The 13878-nt window shown below is 67.8% G+C and carries 19 protein-coding genes; 11 read left to right on the forward strand and 8 right to left on the reverse strand.

Annotation, left to right across the window (positions count from 1 at the left end; translation table 11 throughout):
• Positions 1-93: 93 nt before the first annotated feature.
• The gene (locus ACEN9N_RS11930; RefSeq protein ID WP_042672612.1) at positions 94-645 is read left to right on the forward strand and encodes a DUF924 family protein; all 552 of its coding nucleotides are present in this window, start codon (positions 94-96) and stop codon (positions 643-645) included.
• A 3-nt stretch (positions 646-648) separates the two neighbouring features.
• On the opposite strand, the gene ACEN9N_RS11935 is transcribed toward ACEN9N_RS11930, so the two are convergent.
• Positions 649-1572: a YihY/virulence factor BrkB family protein gene (locus ACEN9N_RS11935; RefSeq protein WP_495656134.1), complete on the reverse strand. Its 924-nt coding sequence runs from the start codon at positions 1570-1572 to the stop codon at positions 649-651.
• An 85-nt stretch (positions 1573-1657) separates the two neighbouring features.
• On the opposite strand from ACEN9N_RS11935, the gene ACEN9N_RS11940 reads away from it, so the two are divergent.
• From ACEN9N_RS11940 to ACEN9N_RS11955, 4 genes are read left to right on the forward strand one after another with little or no spacing between them, the layout of a single operon-like run.
• Positions 1658-2227, forward strand: a complete 570-nt coding sequence (locus ACEN9N_RS11940) for a chromate transporter (RefSeq protein ID WP_413313044.1) — start codon at positions 1658-1660, stop codon at positions 2225-2227.
• Complete coding sequence (locus ACEN9N_RS11945) at positions 2224-2823, forward strand: chromate transporter (RefSeq protein WP_413313043.1); 600 nt, start codon at positions 2224-2226, stop codon at positions 2821-2823. Before ACEN9N_RS11940 ends, ACEN9N_RS11945 begins: the two co-directional genes overlap by 4 nt.
• 48 nt (positions 2824-2871) lie before the next feature.
• Entirely contained in the window at positions 2872-3843 is a 972-nt protein-coding gene (locus ACEN9N_RS11950; RefSeq protein WP_413331424.1) for an aldo/keto reductase, read from the forward strand.
• Positions 3844-3856: 13 nt separating this feature from the next.
• A complete protein-coding gene (locus tag ACEN9N_RS11955; protein ID WP_413313040.1) occupies positions 3857-4333 on the forward strand; it encodes a DUF3237 domain-containing protein in 477 nt (158 codons plus the stop codon).
• On the opposite strand, the gene ACEN9N_RS11960 is transcribed toward ACEN9N_RS11955, so the two are convergent.
• Positions 4330-4851, reverse strand: a complete 522-nt coding sequence (locus tag ACEN9N_RS11960) for a GNAT family N-acetyltransferase (protein ID WP_413313039.1) — start codon at positions 4849-4851, stop codon at positions 4330-4332. The two genes, ACEN9N_RS11955 and ACEN9N_RS11960, sit on opposite strands and share 4 nt — an antisense overlap.
• A gap of 49 nt (positions 4852-4900) precedes the next feature.
• On the opposite strand from ACEN9N_RS11960, the gene ACEN9N_RS11965 reads away from it, so the two are divergent.
• From ACEN9N_RS11965 to ACEN9N_RS11975, 3 genes are all read left to right on the forward strand, one after another.
• Positions 4901-5488 carry a helix-turn-helix domain-containing protein gene (locus tag ACEN9N_RS11965; RefSeq protein WP_413313037.1) on the forward strand — a complete coding sequence of 196 codons (588 nt, stop codon included), beginning with the start codon at positions 4901-4903 and terminating at the stop codon, positions 5486-5488.
• Positions 5489-5611: 123 nt separating this feature from the next.
• On the forward strand, positions 5612-5782 hold the full coding sequence (locus ACEN9N_RS11970) for a hypothetical protein (protein WP_007828319.1): 171 nt from the start codon (positions 5612-5614) through the stop codon (positions 5780-5782).
• A gap of 95 nt (positions 5783-5877) precedes the next feature.
• On the forward strand, positions 5878-7089 hold the full coding sequence (locus ACEN9N_RS11975) for an NAD(P)/FAD-dependent oxidoreductase (RefSeq protein ID WP_413313035.1): 1212 nt from the start codon (positions 5878-5880) through the stop codon (positions 7087-7089).
• Positions 7090-7101: 12 nt separating this feature from the next.
• Here ACEN9N_RS11975 and rlmB read toward each other — a convergent pair whose 3' ends face one another.
• From rlmB to ACEN9N_RS11995, 4 genes are read right to left on the reverse strand one after another with little or no spacing between them, the layout of a single operon-like run.
• Positions 7102-7848: a 23S rRNA (guanosine(2251)-2'-O)-methyltransferase RlmB gene (gene rlmB, locus ACEN9N_RS11980; RefSeq protein ID WP_007828317.1), complete on the reverse strand. Its 747-nt coding sequence runs from the start codon at positions 7846-7848 to the stop codon at positions 7102-7104.
• A gap of 43 nt (positions 7849-7891) precedes the next feature.
• Entirely contained in the window at positions 7892-8875 is a 984-nt protein-coding gene (locus tag ACEN9N_RS11985; protein WP_413313033.1) for an inorganic phosphate transporter, read from the reverse strand.
• Positions 8876-8879: 4 nt separating this feature from the next.
• Positions 8880-9374: a hypothetical protein gene (locus tag ACEN9N_RS11990; RefSeq protein WP_413313031.1), complete on the reverse strand. Its 495-nt coding sequence runs from the start codon at positions 9372-9374 to the stop codon at positions 8880-8882.
• Positions 9375-9425: 51 nt separating this feature from the next.
• A complete protein-coding gene (locus ACEN9N_RS11995; RefSeq protein ID WP_007828312.1) occupies positions 9426-10136 on the reverse strand; it encodes an ABC transporter ATP-binding protein in 711 nt (236 codons plus the stop codon).
• Between the two features lie 36 nt (positions 10137-10172).
• Here ACEN9N_RS11995 and ACEN9N_RS12000 point away from each other — a divergent pair, with 36 nt between their 5' ends.
• Complete coding sequence (locus tag ACEN9N_RS12000; protein ID WP_413313029.1) at positions 10173-10805, forward strand: arylesterase; 633 nt, start codon at positions 10173-10175, stop codon at positions 10803-10805.
• 65 nt (positions 10806-10870) lie between these two features.
• Here the strand turns inward: ACEN9N_RS12000 and ACEN9N_RS12005 are convergent, their stop codons facing one another.
• On the reverse strand, positions 10871-11074 hold the full coding sequence (locus ACEN9N_RS12005) for a hypothetical protein (protein ID WP_007828308.1): 204 nt from the start codon (positions 11072-11074) through the stop codon (positions 10871-10873).
• A 114-nt stretch (positions 11075-11188) separates the two neighbouring features.
• Complete coding sequence (locus tag ACEN9N_RS12010) at positions 11189-12382, reverse strand: PLP-dependent transferase (RefSeq protein WP_007828307.1); 1194 nt, start codon at positions 12380-12382, stop codon at positions 11189-11191.
• Positions 12383-12482: 100 nt separating this feature from the next.
• Here ACEN9N_RS12010 and ACEN9N_RS12015 point away from each other — a divergent pair, with 100 nt between their 5' ends.
• Together ACEN9N_RS12015 and ACEN9N_RS12020 are read left to right on the forward strand one after the other, a co-directional pair.
• Positions 12483-13331, forward strand: a complete 849-nt coding sequence (locus ACEN9N_RS12015; RefSeq protein WP_495656135.1) for a helix-turn-helix domain-containing protein — start codon at positions 12483-12485, stop codon at positions 13329-13331.
• A 97-nt stretch (positions 13332-13428) separates the two neighbouring features.
• A complete protein-coding gene (locus ACEN9N_RS12020; protein WP_495656136.1) occupies positions 13429-13878 on the forward strand; it encodes a VOC family protein in 450 nt (149 codons plus the stop codon).

Here is a 13878-nt window from a genome sequence, read left to right on the forward strand (position 1 = left end):
AACCTCCACAGCATAGGCAGCGCCGCGGTTCTTGTCTTGTCGGCCACCACCCCGACTTTGATGGCGCCCAGGCGGCTGGAAGAGAATGCGGCGATGACTTCCACCCCCCTTCCCAGCGCCCGCGACGTGGCCGATTTCTGGCGCGAAGCCGGTCCCGGCCGCTGGTTCGCCAAGAATGATTCCTTCGACGCCGATTTCTCCGCCCGCTTCTCGCAAGCCCATCAGGCTGCAGCCCGCGGCGAGCTCGACCACTGGGCGTCCGATGCCGAAGGTGCGCTGGCCCTTCTGGTGCTGCTCGACCAGTTCCCTCGCAACACCTGGCGCGGCAATCCGCACATGCTGGCTACCGATGGCAAGGCGCTGGCCGTGGCGAAGCAGGCGGTAGCTGCGGGCTTCGACCGGCAGTGCGAGCCGGCGCTGCGCCCCTTCTTCTACCTGCCCTTCATGCACTCCGAGGTGCTGGCCGAGCAGGAGCGCTCGGTCGAACTCAACGCGGCGCTCGACGCCAACACGCAGCGCTATGCAGTGCTGCACCGCGACATCATTGCGCGCTTCGGCCGTTTTCCGCACCGCAACAGGATGCTCGGTCGCAGCAGCACGGCGGAAGAACAGCGCTTTCTCGACGAAGGCGGCTTTGCCGGCTGACGCTCAGGCGTCGTTGTGCGGAAGCGGCGCTTCGCGCGTCGGGGACGGATTCAGGTCGCCCGCGCCCTTGGTATCCTTCATCGAGCCGTAGGTGCGCGCATAGACCCAGGTGAACTCGGCTCCCAGCAGGAAGATCTGCGCCGAGTAGTACACCCACACCAGCACCACCACCAGCGAGCCCGCGGCCCCGTAGCCCGAGGCGACGCTGCTCTTGCCGATGTACAGCCCGATGAGGTGCTTGCCCACGGTGAAGAGCAGCGCAGTGACGCCTGCCCCGATCCACACGTCGTGCCACTGCACCCTGGCGCGCGGCATGATCTTGTAGATCATCGCGAAGATCACCGTCACCATCGCGAAGCTGAAGACGAAGTTGACGGCCTGCGCCGCCGCCTCCCAGGCGCCGAACACCGGCGACCACCACTTGCCCAGCGCCGCGAGTGCCGCGCTCGCCACCAGCGACACCATGAGCAGGAAGCCGATGCCCATGATCATGCCGAACGACAGCAGCCGCACGCGCAGCAGGTTGAACAGCCCCCTGTTCTTGGCGCGGGCCGGCGCGCGCCAGATGCGGTCGAGCGCATCCTGCAGCTCGCCGAAGACGGTGGTGGCGCCCACCACCAGCAACCCGACCCCGATCGCCGTCGCGACGATGCCCTCGGCCGGCTTGTTGACGGCCTGCAGCATGCCCTGCACCGCCGCCGCGCCCTGTGCACCCATGAGCCCGGCGAGCTGCGCGAAAATCTCGCCGCGCGCGGCCTCTTCCCCGAACACCAGGCCGGCGACCGAGATCACGATCAGCAGCAGCGGCGCAATCGAGAACACCGTGTAGTACGCCAGCGCCGCGCCCATGCTCGGCGCGTAGTCGTTCGACCAGGAATTGAAGGCCCGCTGGCAAAGATCGAGGAGTGCGCGCAGTTGCATGAGCATGCCGAAGTTTCTCAGTGAAGCCGCCCGGTGCCGTGTCAGTCCGTTGCTCGGCAAGTTGAAAGCCTGCCTACGATAATCGCTCCACATGCACCCGTCTTCCCCCGCCGCCCAGCCCCAATCGCCACGCGACCTGTTCCTTTCATTCACCTGGCTCGCGCTGCAGGGCTTTGGCGGCGTGCTCGCCATCGTCCAGCGCGAGATGGTCGAGAAGAAGAAATGGCTCACGCCCGAGCAGTTCCTCGAAGACTGGGCCGTGGCGCAGGTGATGCCGGGGCCCAACGTGATCAACCTCGGCCTGATGATCGGCGACCGCTACTTCGGCCTGCGCGGAGCGCTCGCCGCCGTGGCGGGCATGCTGGCCATTCCGATGGTCGTCATCCTCGCGCTGGCCGTGCTGTACGCGCACTACGCCGGCAACCCTCAAGTGGCGGCGGCGCTGCGCGGCATGGGCGCGGTGTCGGGCGGACTGATTGCCGCGACCGGCATCAAGCTGGTGCCGCAGCTGCGCAAGCACCCGCTGGGCTTCGCAGCCTGCCTCGCCTTCATGGCGCTGGTGTTCGTGGCCATCGTGGTGCTCAAGATGCCGCTCGGCTGGGTGCTGCTGGTGGTGGGGGGCGTGGCCTGCGTGTGGACCTGGAAGAAAATCCCCGCATGAGCATCGCGATGCAATGGCACGACTGGCTGGCGCTGTTCGGGCAATACATGCTGCTGTCGCTGCTGTCGATCAGCGGCGCCATCACCACCGTGCCCGACATGCACCGCTACCTCGTGGCCCAGAACGGCTGGCTCACCGATGCGCAGTTCAGTTCCTCGGTCGCCATCGCACAGGCCGCACCCGGGCCCAACGTGCTGTTCGTGGCGCTGATGGGCTGGAACGTCGGCCTCAACGCGGGCGGCGGCATCGGCGCCGGGCTCCCGGCCTGGGCGCTCGGTTTCTTCGGCCTGACGGTCACCATGGTCGGCATCATGCTGCCGAGCACCACCCTCACCTACTTCGCCACGCGCTGGGGCCACCGCAACCGCACGCGGCGCGAAGTGCGCGCGTTCAAGCAGGGCATGGCACCCGTGGTCGTGGGCCTGCTGATCGCCACCGGCTGGGTGCTGGCCGCCGGCAACCATGCCGGCGATGCGCCTGCATGGCACCTGTGGCTGCTGAGCGGCGCGACCGCGCTCATCGTCTGGCGCACGCGCATCCACCTGCTTTGGCTGCTCGGCGCCGGGGCGGTCCTGGGCGCCGTGGGCTTCGTCTGACCGCTCTCATCTTTCGCATTCCTTCGTCTTACTCAGGAACACCTCGACATGTCGCAACTTCGTCCGCTCGGCCGCTCCGGCCTCCTGGTTTCCCCGCTCGCCTTCGGCGGTAACGTGTTCGGCTGGACCGTCGACGAGGCAGCGTCGTTCAAGCTGCTCGATGCCTGGCTGGACGCGGGATTCAACTTCATCGACACCGCCGACGTCTATTCGGCCTGGGTGCCGGGCCACGTCGGCGGCGAGTCCGAGACCATCATCGGCAAATGGCTCAAGCAGAGCGGCAAGCGCAACCGCGTGGTGCTGGCCACCAAGGTCGGCAAGCCGATGGGAGAAGGCAAGTCGGGCCTGTCGCCCCAATACATCCGCGAAGCTGTCGAGGCCTCGCTCAAGCGCCTGCAGACGGACTACATCGACCTCTACCAGTCGCACGACGATGACGCCGGCACGCCCCTCCAGGAGTCGCTCGGCGCCTTCGACAAGCTGATCAAGGAAGGCAAGGTGCGCGCCATCGGCGCCTCGAACTACAGCGCGCCGCGGCTGGCCGAGGCGCTCGACGTGTCGGAGCGCCTGGGCATTGCCCGCTATGAAAGCCTGCAGCCGCTCTACAACCTGTACGACCGCGCGGTGTTCGAGGACGCGCTGGAGCCGCTGTGCCTGAAGCGCGAAGTGGGCGTGATCAACTTCTACGCGCTGGCGGCCGGCTTCCTCACGGGCAAGTACCGCACCGAAGCCGATGCGGCCAAGAGCCCGCGCGGCGCCAACACCACCAGGAAATACCTCAACGAGCGCGGCCTGCGCATCCTCGACGCACTCGACAAGGTGGCCCAGCAGTACAACGCCAAGCCGGGCCAGGTCGCCATTGCGTGGCAGATCGCGCGGCCGGGCGTGACGGCGCCCATCGCCAGCGCCACCTCCATCGGCCAGCTCGAAGAGCTCGTGGTCGCGACACAGCTGAAGCTCGACGCAGGCACCATCGAAATGCTCGATCGCGCCAGCGCTGAAACCCAACCCGCAGCCTGAACGGCCAACGGCAATGAGTGTGTTCGACTCCATCGCAGCCCCTGCGCTCGAGCACTTCGCTGACCTGCGCGTCGAGGTGGGCGTGCCGCAGGTGCTGGGCAGCAGCCAGCGCGGATTGCGCCGCGTGGTGCCGATCACCGGCGGCGAGGCCACCGGCCACGGCTGGCGGGCGCGCGTGCTGCCGGGCGGCAGCGACTTCCAGCTGATCGTGAGCGATACGCTCTCCGAGCTCGACGCGCGCTACGGCCTCGAGACCGATGCGGGTGACCTCGTCTACGTCCAGAACCACGCTGTGCGCTCGGCCTCGCCCGAGGTGATGGGCAGGCTGCTGCGCGGCGAACCGGTCGATCCGTCGCAGGTGTATTTCCGCTGCAGCCCGCGCTTCGAGACCGCGTCGCCTTCGCTGCGGTGGATCAACGAGCACATGTTCACCGGGGCCGGCGTGCGCCACCCCGCCGAAGTGGTGATGCGCTTCTACACGCTGGTCTAGCCGTCCACCGGGTTCAGCGGCGTCGCAAGAATGCGCTGGTAGAAGGCCACGTCGAGCCAGCGGCCGAACTTGAAGCCGGCCTGCCGCACGGTGCCCGAATGCTCGAAACCCAGGCGCTCGTGCAGCGCGATGCTGCCGGCGTTGGCGGCGTCGATGGCGCCGACCATCACGTGCATGTCGCGCGCCATCGCCTCGGCAATGATCGCCTCCATCAGCGTGCGGCCCAAGCCTTCGCCGCGGTGCGCGCTGTCGACGTACACCGAGTGCTCCACCGTGTACTTGTAGGCGGGAAAGGCGCGGAAAGCGCCATAGCTCGCGAAGCCCAGCAGCTTGCCGCTGTCGTCCTCCGCGCCGATCACCGGGAAGCCGTTGGCGCGCTTGGCAGCGAACCACGCGACCATGTTCTCGGGCGTGCGCGGCTTGTAGTCGTACAGCGCGGTGGAGGTGGCGATGGCCTCGTTGAGGATCGCCAGTATCGCGGCGGCGTGGGCTTCCTCGCTGCAGGAGATGAGACGCATGGTTTTCCTCTTTGAAATTTCGTTCAATATAAGAGAATAATAATCTCATATGAGAAACGATCCAACGACAACCAGCGCGTCCGGCCCGGACATCGACACGCTCATCGCCGCCCGGCTGCTGGCGCTGCGGCAGGTGCAGGCGCTGAGCCTTGCGGACCTGGCCGAGCGCTCGGGGGTGAGCAAGGCCATGATCTCCAAGGTGGAGCGCGCCCAGAGCAGCCCCACGGCCGTTCTGCTGGGACGGCTGGCCGCCGGGCTCGGCGTACCGCTGGCGCAGCTTCTCACCGAGGATAAGGAGCAGCCGCAGCGGCTGCGCACTCGCGCCGAACAGGAGATCTGGCGCGACCCGAAGGCAGGCTACCTGCGCCGGCAGGTCGCCGAGCGCCGGGAGGGCGGCGTCGAACTGGTCGAGGTCGAACTGCCGCGCTCGGCGCAGGTCGACTACCCGCGCTGGAGCGGCAAGCCGTACCGGCAATGCCTGTGGATGCTCGAGGGCGCCCTCCGGGTCGACTACGGCGACGAGCGCTTCGAGCTCTCGCCCGGCGACTGCCTCGACTTCGGCGTCGACCGGCCGCTGGCCTTCAAGGCGCTGGGCCGCACCGGCTGCCGCTACCTGCTGGCGGCCAGTCCGCAGTAGCGCGGGGCTCGGGCGGCGTCCGCGGGGTAGGCAAGCTCCCACATGCACAGTCGGTGCGCACCGGTGCGACGGGTGGCACGGCCCGGGATACTGCAAGCCATCGTGGCTTCCAGAGGAACGACTATGTCTTTCGTGCTCTACCTGATCGGTTTCCTGATTTTCCTGGCCGGCCTCGCCTGGGGCGCCTCCGTGGCCGGCGTACCCTCGCTCTACATCGGCATCGGCGTGGTGATCCTGCTGGGCATCGGCATCTTCAGCGCGGTGAGCCGCACACGCAGCAAGGATCCTTCCTGAGTTCACGAAGGCTTCACGCCGCACGCACAGAGGGTCGCTAACTTCGCATGCGCATCGCGGAACGCGGTGCGCATTGCTTCAAGTCGGCGGCCTCCATGCACACCTCTTCCCCCAGTTCTTCTTCCAGTTTCTTTTCTCCCCTCTTTTCGCCTGCCTCTTCGGCAGCGCCTTCGCCCCTTCCCCCCGCCGACCATGTGGGAGGCCTCAAGGTCGACCTGCTCGTGGTGGGCGCGAGCTTTGCCGGTCTCGCCTGCGCGCGGGCGGCCGCCCTCGCGGGCCTCAGCGTGCTGGTGGTGGAGAAGAAGGCCAGCGCCGGGGCCAAGCTTCACACCACGGGCATCATCGTCAAGGACGCGGTCGACAGCGTGCCCTGGCTGTCAGAGGTGCCGCCCGCGCTCGTGCGCCGGATCGAAGGGGTGCGCCTGTATGCCCCCAACATGCGCCACGTCGACCTTCACGCACCAGGCTACTGGTTCTGGGCCACCGACGCGCCAGCGCTGCTCGACTGGATGGTGGGTTCGGCGCGCGACTGCGGCGTCGACGTGCGGCTGGGCACGCTGTTCGAGCAGGCACTGTGGGTCAACGGACACTGGGAAGTGCCGGTGACGCAGGGACCCTGCATCACGGCCACCTACCTCGTGGGCGCCGACGGGCCCCATTCGCGCGTTGCCAAGACGCTGGGACTGTCACGCAACACGCGCTTCCTCTACGGCATCGAGCATGAATACCAGGGCGCGCTGATGGCTCCGGGCCTGCTGCATTGCTTCATCGACCGCAGGCTCGCGCCCGGCTACATCGGCTGGGCGCTCCAGGGCGTGGGCGTCAGCCAGATCGGACTGGCGCGCCGCGTGGAGCGCCACCATGCCGGGGCGCTGAGGCTCGACCCCCTGCTGCGCAAGATCGCGCCGGTGGTCGCGCCCGGCGATGCGCCGCCGGTCGCGGTGCGCGCGGGCATGATCCCGTGCGGCGGCGTGCTGCCGGTGGTGGCGCGGGAACGGGCGCTGCTGGTGGGCGATGCGGCCGGCATGGTGTCGCCGGTAACGGCAGGCGGCATCCACACGGCGCTGCTGCACGGCCAGCGCGCGGGCGAGGCTGTTGCGCGCTTCGTGCGCCGCGAGGCCGGCGATCCCGCCACGTGGTTCGTGCGCAGCTACCCCGGCTTTCGCCTCAAGCGCACGCTGCGCTGGGCCTTCGACCACTTCCAGAGCGACTGGATGTTCAACCACCTGCTGGGGACGCCGCAGATGCGGCGGGTGGCCGAACTCATCTACTTCCACCGCAAGGGTGGATCGTCGCCAGAAAACTAGCCCGAAAGACGCTCAGGCGCCGCGTTGCCGCATCGCCTCGTAGAGGCACACGCCACTCGCCACCGAGACGTTCAGGCTCTCGACCGCGCCGGCCATCGGGATGCTCACCAGTTCGTCGCAGGTCTTGCGCGTGAGCTGCCGCATGCCTTCGCCCTCGGCGCCCAGCACCAGTGCCAGGGGGCGCTTGAAGTCGCTCTGATAGATCGTGCCCGGCGCGTCGTCGCTGGTGCCCACGCACCAGATGTTGCGTTCCTTGAGTTCGTTCAGCGTGCGCGCAAGGTTGGTGACCATGAAGTACGGCACCGTCTCGGCCGCGCCGCTCGCCACCTTGGCCACGGTGGCATTGATGCCGGCCGCGTGGTCCTTGGGGGCGATGACCGCGTGCGCGCCGGCGCCGTCGGCCACGCGCAGGCAGGCACCGAGGTTGTGCGGGTCGGTCACGCCGTCGAGCACCAGCAGCAGGGGCACGGTGCCGGCCTCTTCGAGGCCTTCGAGCAGTTCGTCGAGCGAGCGGACCTGTGCCACAGGTTCGACCCGCGCTACCACGCCCTGGTGGCCGTGGCTACCGCTGAGCTTGGACAGCCGCAGGCCATCGGCCTCGACCAGCCGCACGCCGGCTTCCTGCGCACGCGCGATGAACTGTTTCATGCGCGCATCGCGCCGGCTGGCGTCGAACATCACTTCGAGCACCGATTTCGGCGCGGTCTTGATGCGCACGCCCACGGCATGGAAGCCGAAGATCACTTTGGGAGAAGACATCCCCCGATTATCGAGTGCCGCGCGCCCCTGCCCTAAAGGCCCGTCAAGCGAGCGGCAAACCGCTGAGCGCGCGAGTGCGCTCGTCGTGCAGTTCCTGCACCGCCAGCGCACTCGGATGCACCTTCCCGCCATTGCCCACGCTCTCCAGGTACTGGCAGGCGGCATGGCCTTCGGCGGCCTTTTCGTAGCGCGCGATCCAGGCGTCGCGCGCGGGCAGCTTGTCGGGCGACACCGGCCACACGCCCGGCCGGGGCCGCATGTGGTCGCCGATGCCGATGCGCCAAGGCTTGGCGCTCACCCGGGCGCGAAAGCAGTTCTGGTTGCGGCACATGCGCGCGTAGATCTTGTCGACGCCCAGCGCCTGGAAGCAGTCGGCCACCGCGGTGTCGGACGGGCTGAAGACATCGTGCATCGCCAGCACCCGGAAGCCCGCGGGCGTGCGGTAGATGCGCAGGTTCCAGTCGGGGTGCTGCTGCATGAAGCGCGCGATGCGCTCGGCCGCCTGCTTCTCCGGTACGGGGTTGCCGCTGGGCTCGCCGCGCTTCTTGCGCCGCCCGATGACCCAGGCCACGGCGAAGACCACGATGGCCGCGATCAGTCCACCCAGCCAGGTCTTGGCGGCCCAGCCGCCGACCACGCCTGCGATCAGCGCCGGCACCAGCGCAAAGCCGAACACGCTGCCGCGCAGGGGCTCCTCGAAATCCATATCGACGAACAGCACATCGGGCGTATTGAGGCAGCGCGCGCCGTAGGTGTTGCGCGTGATGACGGTGTCGCCATGGCGCTCGACGATTTCCTCGCGGATCGGCACGCCATCGGCGCCGTTGTAGGGCACTTTGCGCTCGCGGCGGTCGAGCTTCTCGCCCTGGTGGACGATGCGGTCGAAGGCGTCGCGCGTGCGCCGGTCGGCATGCGCCTGCGCGGCGATCGGGCTCTCGTCGGACCAGCCGTAGCGGCGCACGGTGAACTGCTTGCCCGCGACACGCTCCTGGATACGACCTTCCGCCCAGAACTGGGGAACGATCATCGGTTCAAGCCCCTCCGCCGAAATACAGCCAGATCATGAGCGCGGCCATCGCGATGATCAACGCCGGCAGCCATCTGTAGCCACCGCCGTGCTCGCGGCCCGGTTCGTTCATCGAGCACCGGGGCATATGCCGGGTCAGAGGGCCGAAGCCGATGCCCGACGGATCCTCGTGGTTGTCGACCAGCCGCTTCGCCGCGGCCAGGCTCAGGCCGGTGGCTTCGCGGGTAAGGCGGATGGCCTCGATCTTGTTGCCCCTCGCCAGGGCCGCGAGCGCGGTGGAGGGCATAGCCGCGAAGCCGCGGTCCTGCCTTGCGGCAGTGGGCGCGCGGCGTCCGCAGGCGGCATCGCCATCCCCTGCTTCCTGCCGGTCGGCGTAGCGATCCACGGCTTCCTTGGCCGCCTTGAGGTCCACGCCCGTGCGATTGCGCACGATCTTGATGGCCTCGATCATCCTGCCGCGCTGCAGCGCCAGGACGGCGTCCTGCGGAAGTTCCTCCATGGCTATCTCCTCGAGTTGACTCGCTATTCATTTGATAGCTTAGTGCGCTTGTCATGCGGGCGCCAGAGCCACTTTTTCATTAAGCGAGACGTGCCCGGCCTCGATCGTGATGCGGCGTTCGCACTGCGCCGCGATGCCGCGGTCGTGGGTGACGAGCACGAGCGTGGTGCCCAATTCGCGGTTGAGGTCGAACATCAGCCGCATCACCTGCTCGCCCGTTGCGAAGTCGAGGCTGCCGGTGGGCTCGTCGGCCAACAGCAGCGCGGGCTGGACCACGAAGGCACGTGCCAGCGCCACACGCTGCTGTTCGCCGCCCGAGAGCACCTTGGGATAGTGGCCGAGCCGCTGCCCAAGCCCGACGCGGCCGAGCATTTCGGTGGCTGCCTTGCGGGCGTCCTTGCGGTTGGCCAACTCCAGCGGGAGCATCACATTTTCAAGCGCGCTGAGGTTGCCGAGCAGTTGGAAGCTCTGGAACACGAAGCCCACGCGCTGCGCCCGGACTGCTGCGCGCTCGTCCTCGTCGATGGCGAAGATGTCCTCGCCGGCGATGCGCACCGTGCCGCGCGTGGGCGTGTCCAGCCCCGCGATGATCGACAGCAAGGTGCTCTTGCCGGAGCCCGAGGCGCCGACGATGGCAGCGGTTTCCCGCGCGCCGAGGGTGAAATCGATGTCCTGCAGAATGTCCAGCGTGCCGGTCGAGTCCGTGACGGACTTGAAGACATGCTCGACGGCGACAATGGCATCAGACGGGGGTTGGGACATGGAAAGGCTTTGGTTTTGAATCGACGAGACTTTATCTTGACCACCGCCGCGCTCGGCAGCGCGGGGACATGGACGGCCGCGGCGCAGGCCCAGGCCGTGGCAACCGGCAAGCCGGTGATCCTGGTGCTCGGCGATTCGCTGAGCGCAGAGTACGGCCTCAAGCGCGGCGAAGGCTGGGTACCCTTGCTGGAAAAAAGGCTTGCGCAGCAGAAGATCCCGGCCACGGTGGTCAACGCCAGCATCAGCGGCGACACCAGTTCCGGTGGGCGAGCCCGCTTTGCGTCGCTGCTCGCGCAGCACAAGCCCAGCCACGTGGTGATCGAGCTCGGCGCCAACGACGCCTTGCGCGGCCTGCCGCTGTCGGACACGGAAAGCAACCTGCTGCAAATCGCCAGGGCCGCGCAGGCTGCGGGCGCGAAGGTGCTGATCGTCGGCATCCAGGTGCCGCCGAACTATGGCGGCGACTACACGCGGCGCTTCGAGGCGGTGTTTTCCAAGGTGGCGGGCGCCACCAGGTCCGCGCTCGTTCCCTTCCTGCTCAAGGGCGTGGCCGATGCGCCCGATGCGCTCTCGCTGTTCCAGTCCGACCGCATCCATCCGACGGCCGCGGCACAGCCGCAACTGCTCGACAACGTCTGGCCCGAATTGCGCAAGCTGCTGCCCAGGTAATGGAAAAAGCCGCCGCAGGCACAGGCCTGCGGCGGCTTCTTCTCGATCGGTACGCCAGGAGCGGATCAACCGTTCTTGGTGGGCAACTCGGGCACGGTGGGTGGATCGCGTTCGAGCGAGGCCATGTCGGTTTCCGGGTCTCCGGGAGCCAAGCCGTCGCTGCTCGGGCTGAGTTTGCGGTTCGCCTTTTCCCGGAGCTTCTCTTCCTTCTTTTTCTTCTTGGCCAGCTCTTTCTGGCGCTTCTCGTAGCCGTAATTGGGTGTTGCCACTGCTTCTCCTTGGGCGAGGCAGTCAGGGTGACTGCACGTGGCCTACTGTAAGCGATAACGGTGCGGTCTCGAGACGGTACCCCATGACGCTCGCAGGGAGCGCGAAGCGATTTTTTACATCCGCGCCAATGCCTGCTGAAGGTCGGCGCGCAGGTCCTCCACGTCTTCGAGGCCGATGGAAAAACGAACGAGCGTGCCCTTGTAGGGCCAGCGCGCCACGCCGGCGTCGCGCATCAGGCCGATGTCATAAGGCACCACGAGGCTGATCGGGCCGCCCCACGAGTAGCCGAGCCGGAACAGCCGCAGGCTGTCGCAGAAACGATCGACCTGCTCGGTGCTGTAGCGCTCGTCGAATACCACCGAGAACAGGCCCGCCGCGAGGTCAGTGGCGCCGCACAGCGCACGCCAATGGGTGTGGCCCGGCGAGTCTTCGAGCGCGGGGTGCAGCACCTGCGCAATCTCTTCGCAGCCGTTGAGCCAGCCGGCCAGTTCGCGCGCCGAGCGGTCGTGCGCGGCATAGCGCAGCGCGATGCTGGGCAGCGAGCGCAGCAGCGTTTCCACGTCGCCCACGCCGATGCCCCAACCCATGCGCATGTGCGTGAGCTTGAGCGCGCGGTGCAGCCGCTCGTCGCGCGTGATCACGCTGCCCATGAGCACGTCGCCGCCGCCGCTCGGGTACTTGGTGAGCGCGTGCACCGAGATGTCGACGCCCTGCCCGCTGCCGTTGAAATCGAAGGGCGCGAAGGCCAGGCCCGCGCCCCAGGTGTTGTCGAGCGCCGTCATCACGCCGCGCGCGCGGCAGACATTCACGAGCGCGGGCAGATCGGGAAACTCCATCGTCACCGAGCCCGCTGCTTCCACCCAGACCAGCCGCGTGCGGTCCGACAGCTTGGCCGCGAGGTCGGCCGGGTTCATCGCGTCGTACAGGCGATGGGTGATGCCGAAGTTCGCCAGTTCGCCGGTGGCAAGCGCCTTGTTGGGTCCGTAGGCGTTGTCCGGGATCAGCACCTCGTCGCCGGTCTTGAGGAAAGCGAACGAGACCAGCGAGATGGCCGCCAGCCCGCTGGGCACGAGCAGGCACTCGGTGCCGCCTTCGAGCGTGGCCAGGCGCTCTTCCAGCGTGAAGGTGGTGGGCGTGCCGTGCAGGCCGTAGGTGTAGCCGGCCTTGGTGCGCCAGTCGCGCGCGCGCATGGCGGCCACGTCGGCGAAGAACACCGTCGATGCCTTGAAAACGCCGGGCTGCGGCGCAGCGAAGGTGGCGGGCGGAACGTAGGGGTGGTGGATCAGGGTCGTGGAAGGCTTGCTCATGGGTGGATGCTATCGCGGCCGGCCCGGTGCCTCCGGCACGCGTTCCATCGCACAATGCGCGGATGGGCCAGAGCCCGCTTCATGGAAGAAGCTCGCGATCGTGCAACTGACGCGCCTTGCCCCTTCTCACCTGCGGCCCTTCGTGCGGCTGATGTGGGCCTCGTCGCCCGGGGGCAAGCCTGCCGAGCGCCCGGGTGTGCGCGAGCATGTGCTGCCCACCGGCGGCATGCACCTGGTCTTCCGGCTCTCGGGGCCGCCATTGCGCCTGTTTCGCGACGATGCCGATGCGCAGGGCTTCACGGTGGGCTACGCCATGGTGGGCGGCACCCGCTCGGCCTTCTTCGTGCGCGATGTGTCCGTTGCGACGCGTTCGGTCGGCGTCATGCTGCAGCCGGGCGCGGCCAGGGCGCTGCTCGGGGCGCCGGAAGATGCGCTGGCCGGGCGCCACACTCCGCTCGAAGCGCTCTGGGGTGCCGATGCGGGCTTCGCGCTCGAACAGCTGCACGGCACCGACTCGCAGGCGCGGCAGCTCGCCATCGTCGCAGCCCTGCTGAGCGCGCGCCTTGCCTCGTCCTCCCTGCGCGGCCTGCACCCTGCGGTGGCGCAGGCACTGGCCCGGATGTCCAGCGCGAGTGCCAACGACAACGACGGGCAAGCCGGTGCCACCGGCGAACTGGTGAAGCAAAGCGGCTACAGCCACAGGCGCTTCATCGCGCTCTTTCGCGGCATGACCGGCCTGGCACCCAAGCAGTACGCGCGCATGCTGCGCTTCGACCGCGTGATCGGCCAGTTCGCCACCGCCCCGGCCCAACGCTGGGTCGAGCTGGCGCTGCAGGCCGGCTACAGCGACCAGGCGCACTTCAATCGCGACTTCCTGGCCATTGCCGGCATGTCGCCGCAGGCGTACCGGCGGGCGGCGCCGACGTACTCGCGGCACGTGCGGATTTGAGCGGCCTGCTACGCCCCCGCAGGTCAAAATTGTTCAAGACCCGATTTGCGGCGAGCGCCAGAATCGCGCCCATCTCAACCCGAAGGGACAACGAACCATGGCGATCCACGAACTGTTTCCGTACCTCTGCGTCCATGATGCCGGCGCAGCCATCGAGTTCTACTGCAAGGTCTTCGAGGTGAAGGAAATCTTTCGCCTGACCGAACCCAGCGGGCGCATCGGCCACGCGGAGCTGGACTTCCACAACGGCGCGATCCTGATGATCTCGGACGAATTCGCCGAGTTCAACATCCACAGTGCGAAGACGCTGGGCGGCACGGCCGTCACGCTGCACCTGCATGTGGACGATGCCGACACGTTGGTGGCGCGCGCAGTCGCTGCAGGCGCCACGCTCGACATGGCACCGCAGGATCAGTTTTACGGGGAACGCTCCGGCGTTTTTCGCGACCCCTTCGGCCATCGCTGGAACGTGGGGCACAGCATCGAAAAGCTGACGCCGGAAGAAATGCAGCAGCGCTACACCGAGATGCTCGGTGGCGCCGGCTGA

Source organism: Variovorax sp. Varisp46, from assembly GCF_059491885.1.

What these genes read in the sequence shown, in the direction of transcription:
- ACEN9N_RS11940 (WP_413313044.1), top strand. Translation starts at nt 1,658, where the DNA reads ATGCACCCGTCTTCCCCCGCCGCCCAGCCCCAATCGCCACGCGACCTG.
- ACEN9N_RS11995 (WP_007828312.1), bottom strand. Translation starts at nt 10,136, where the DNA reads ATGTCCCAACCCCCGTCTGATGCCATTGTCGCCGTCGAGCATGTCTTC.
- ACEN9N_RS12010 (WP_007828307.1), bottom strand. Translation starts at nt 12,382, where the DNA reads ATGAGCAAGCCTTCCACGACCCTGATCCACCACCCCTACGTTCCGCCC.
- ACEN9N_RS11965 (WP_413313037.1), top strand. Translation starts at nt 4,901, where the DNA reads ATGAGAAACGATCCAACGACAACCAGCGCGTCCGGCCCGGACATCGAC.
- ACEN9N_RS11960 (WP_413313039.1), bottom strand. Translation starts at nt 4,851, where the DNA reads ATGCGTCTCATCTCCTGCAGCGAGGAAGCCCACGCCGCCGCGATACTG.
- ACEN9N_RS11975 (WP_413313035.1), top strand. Translation starts at nt 5,878, where the DNA reads ATGCACACCTCTTCCCCCAGTTCTTCTTCCAGTTTCTTTTCTCCCCTC.
- rlmB (WP_007828317.1), bottom strand. Translation starts at nt 7,848, where the DNA reads ATGTCTTCTCCCAAAGTGATCTTCGGCTTCCATGCCGTGGGCGTGCGC.
- ACEN9N_RS11990 (WP_413313031.1), bottom strand. Translation starts at nt 9,374, where the DNA reads ATGGAGGAACTTCCGCAGGACGCCGTCCTGGCGCTGCAGCGCGGCAGG.
- ACEN9N_RS11930 (WP_042672612.1), top strand. Translation starts at nt 94, where the DNA reads ATGACTTCCACCCCCCTTCCCAGCGCCCGCGACGTGGCCGATTTCTGG.
- ACEN9N_RS11955 (WP_413313040.1), top strand. Translation starts at nt 3,857, where the DNA reads ATGAGTGTGTTCGACTCCATCGCAGCCCCTGCGCTCGAGCACTTCGCT.
- ACEN9N_RS11985 (WP_413313033.1), bottom strand. Translation starts at nt 8,875, where the DNA reads ATGATCGTTCCCCAGTTCTGGGCGGAAGGTCGTATCCAGGAGCGTGTC.
- ACEN9N_RS12020 (WP_495656136.1), top strand. Translation starts at nt 13,429, where the DNA reads ATGGCGATCCACGAACTGTTTCCGTACCTCTGCGTCCATGATGCCGGC.
- ACEN9N_RS11950 (WP_413331424.1), top strand. Translation starts at nt 2,872, where the DNA reads ATGTCGCAACTTCGTCCGCTCGGCCGCTCCGGCCTCCTGGTTTCCCCG.
- ACEN9N_RS11945 (WP_413313043.1), top strand. Translation starts at nt 2,224, where the DNA reads ATGAGCATCGCGATGCAATGGCACGACTGGCTGGCGCTGTTCGGGCAA.
- ACEN9N_RS11970 (WP_007828319.1), top strand. Translation starts at nt 5,612, where the DNA reads ATGTCTTTCGTGCTCTACCTGATCGGTTTCCTGATTTTCCTGGCCGGC.
- ACEN9N_RS11935 (WP_495656134.1), bottom strand. Translation starts at nt 1,572, where the DNA reads ATGCTCATGCAACTGCGCGCACTCCTCGATCTTTGCCAGCGGGCCTTC.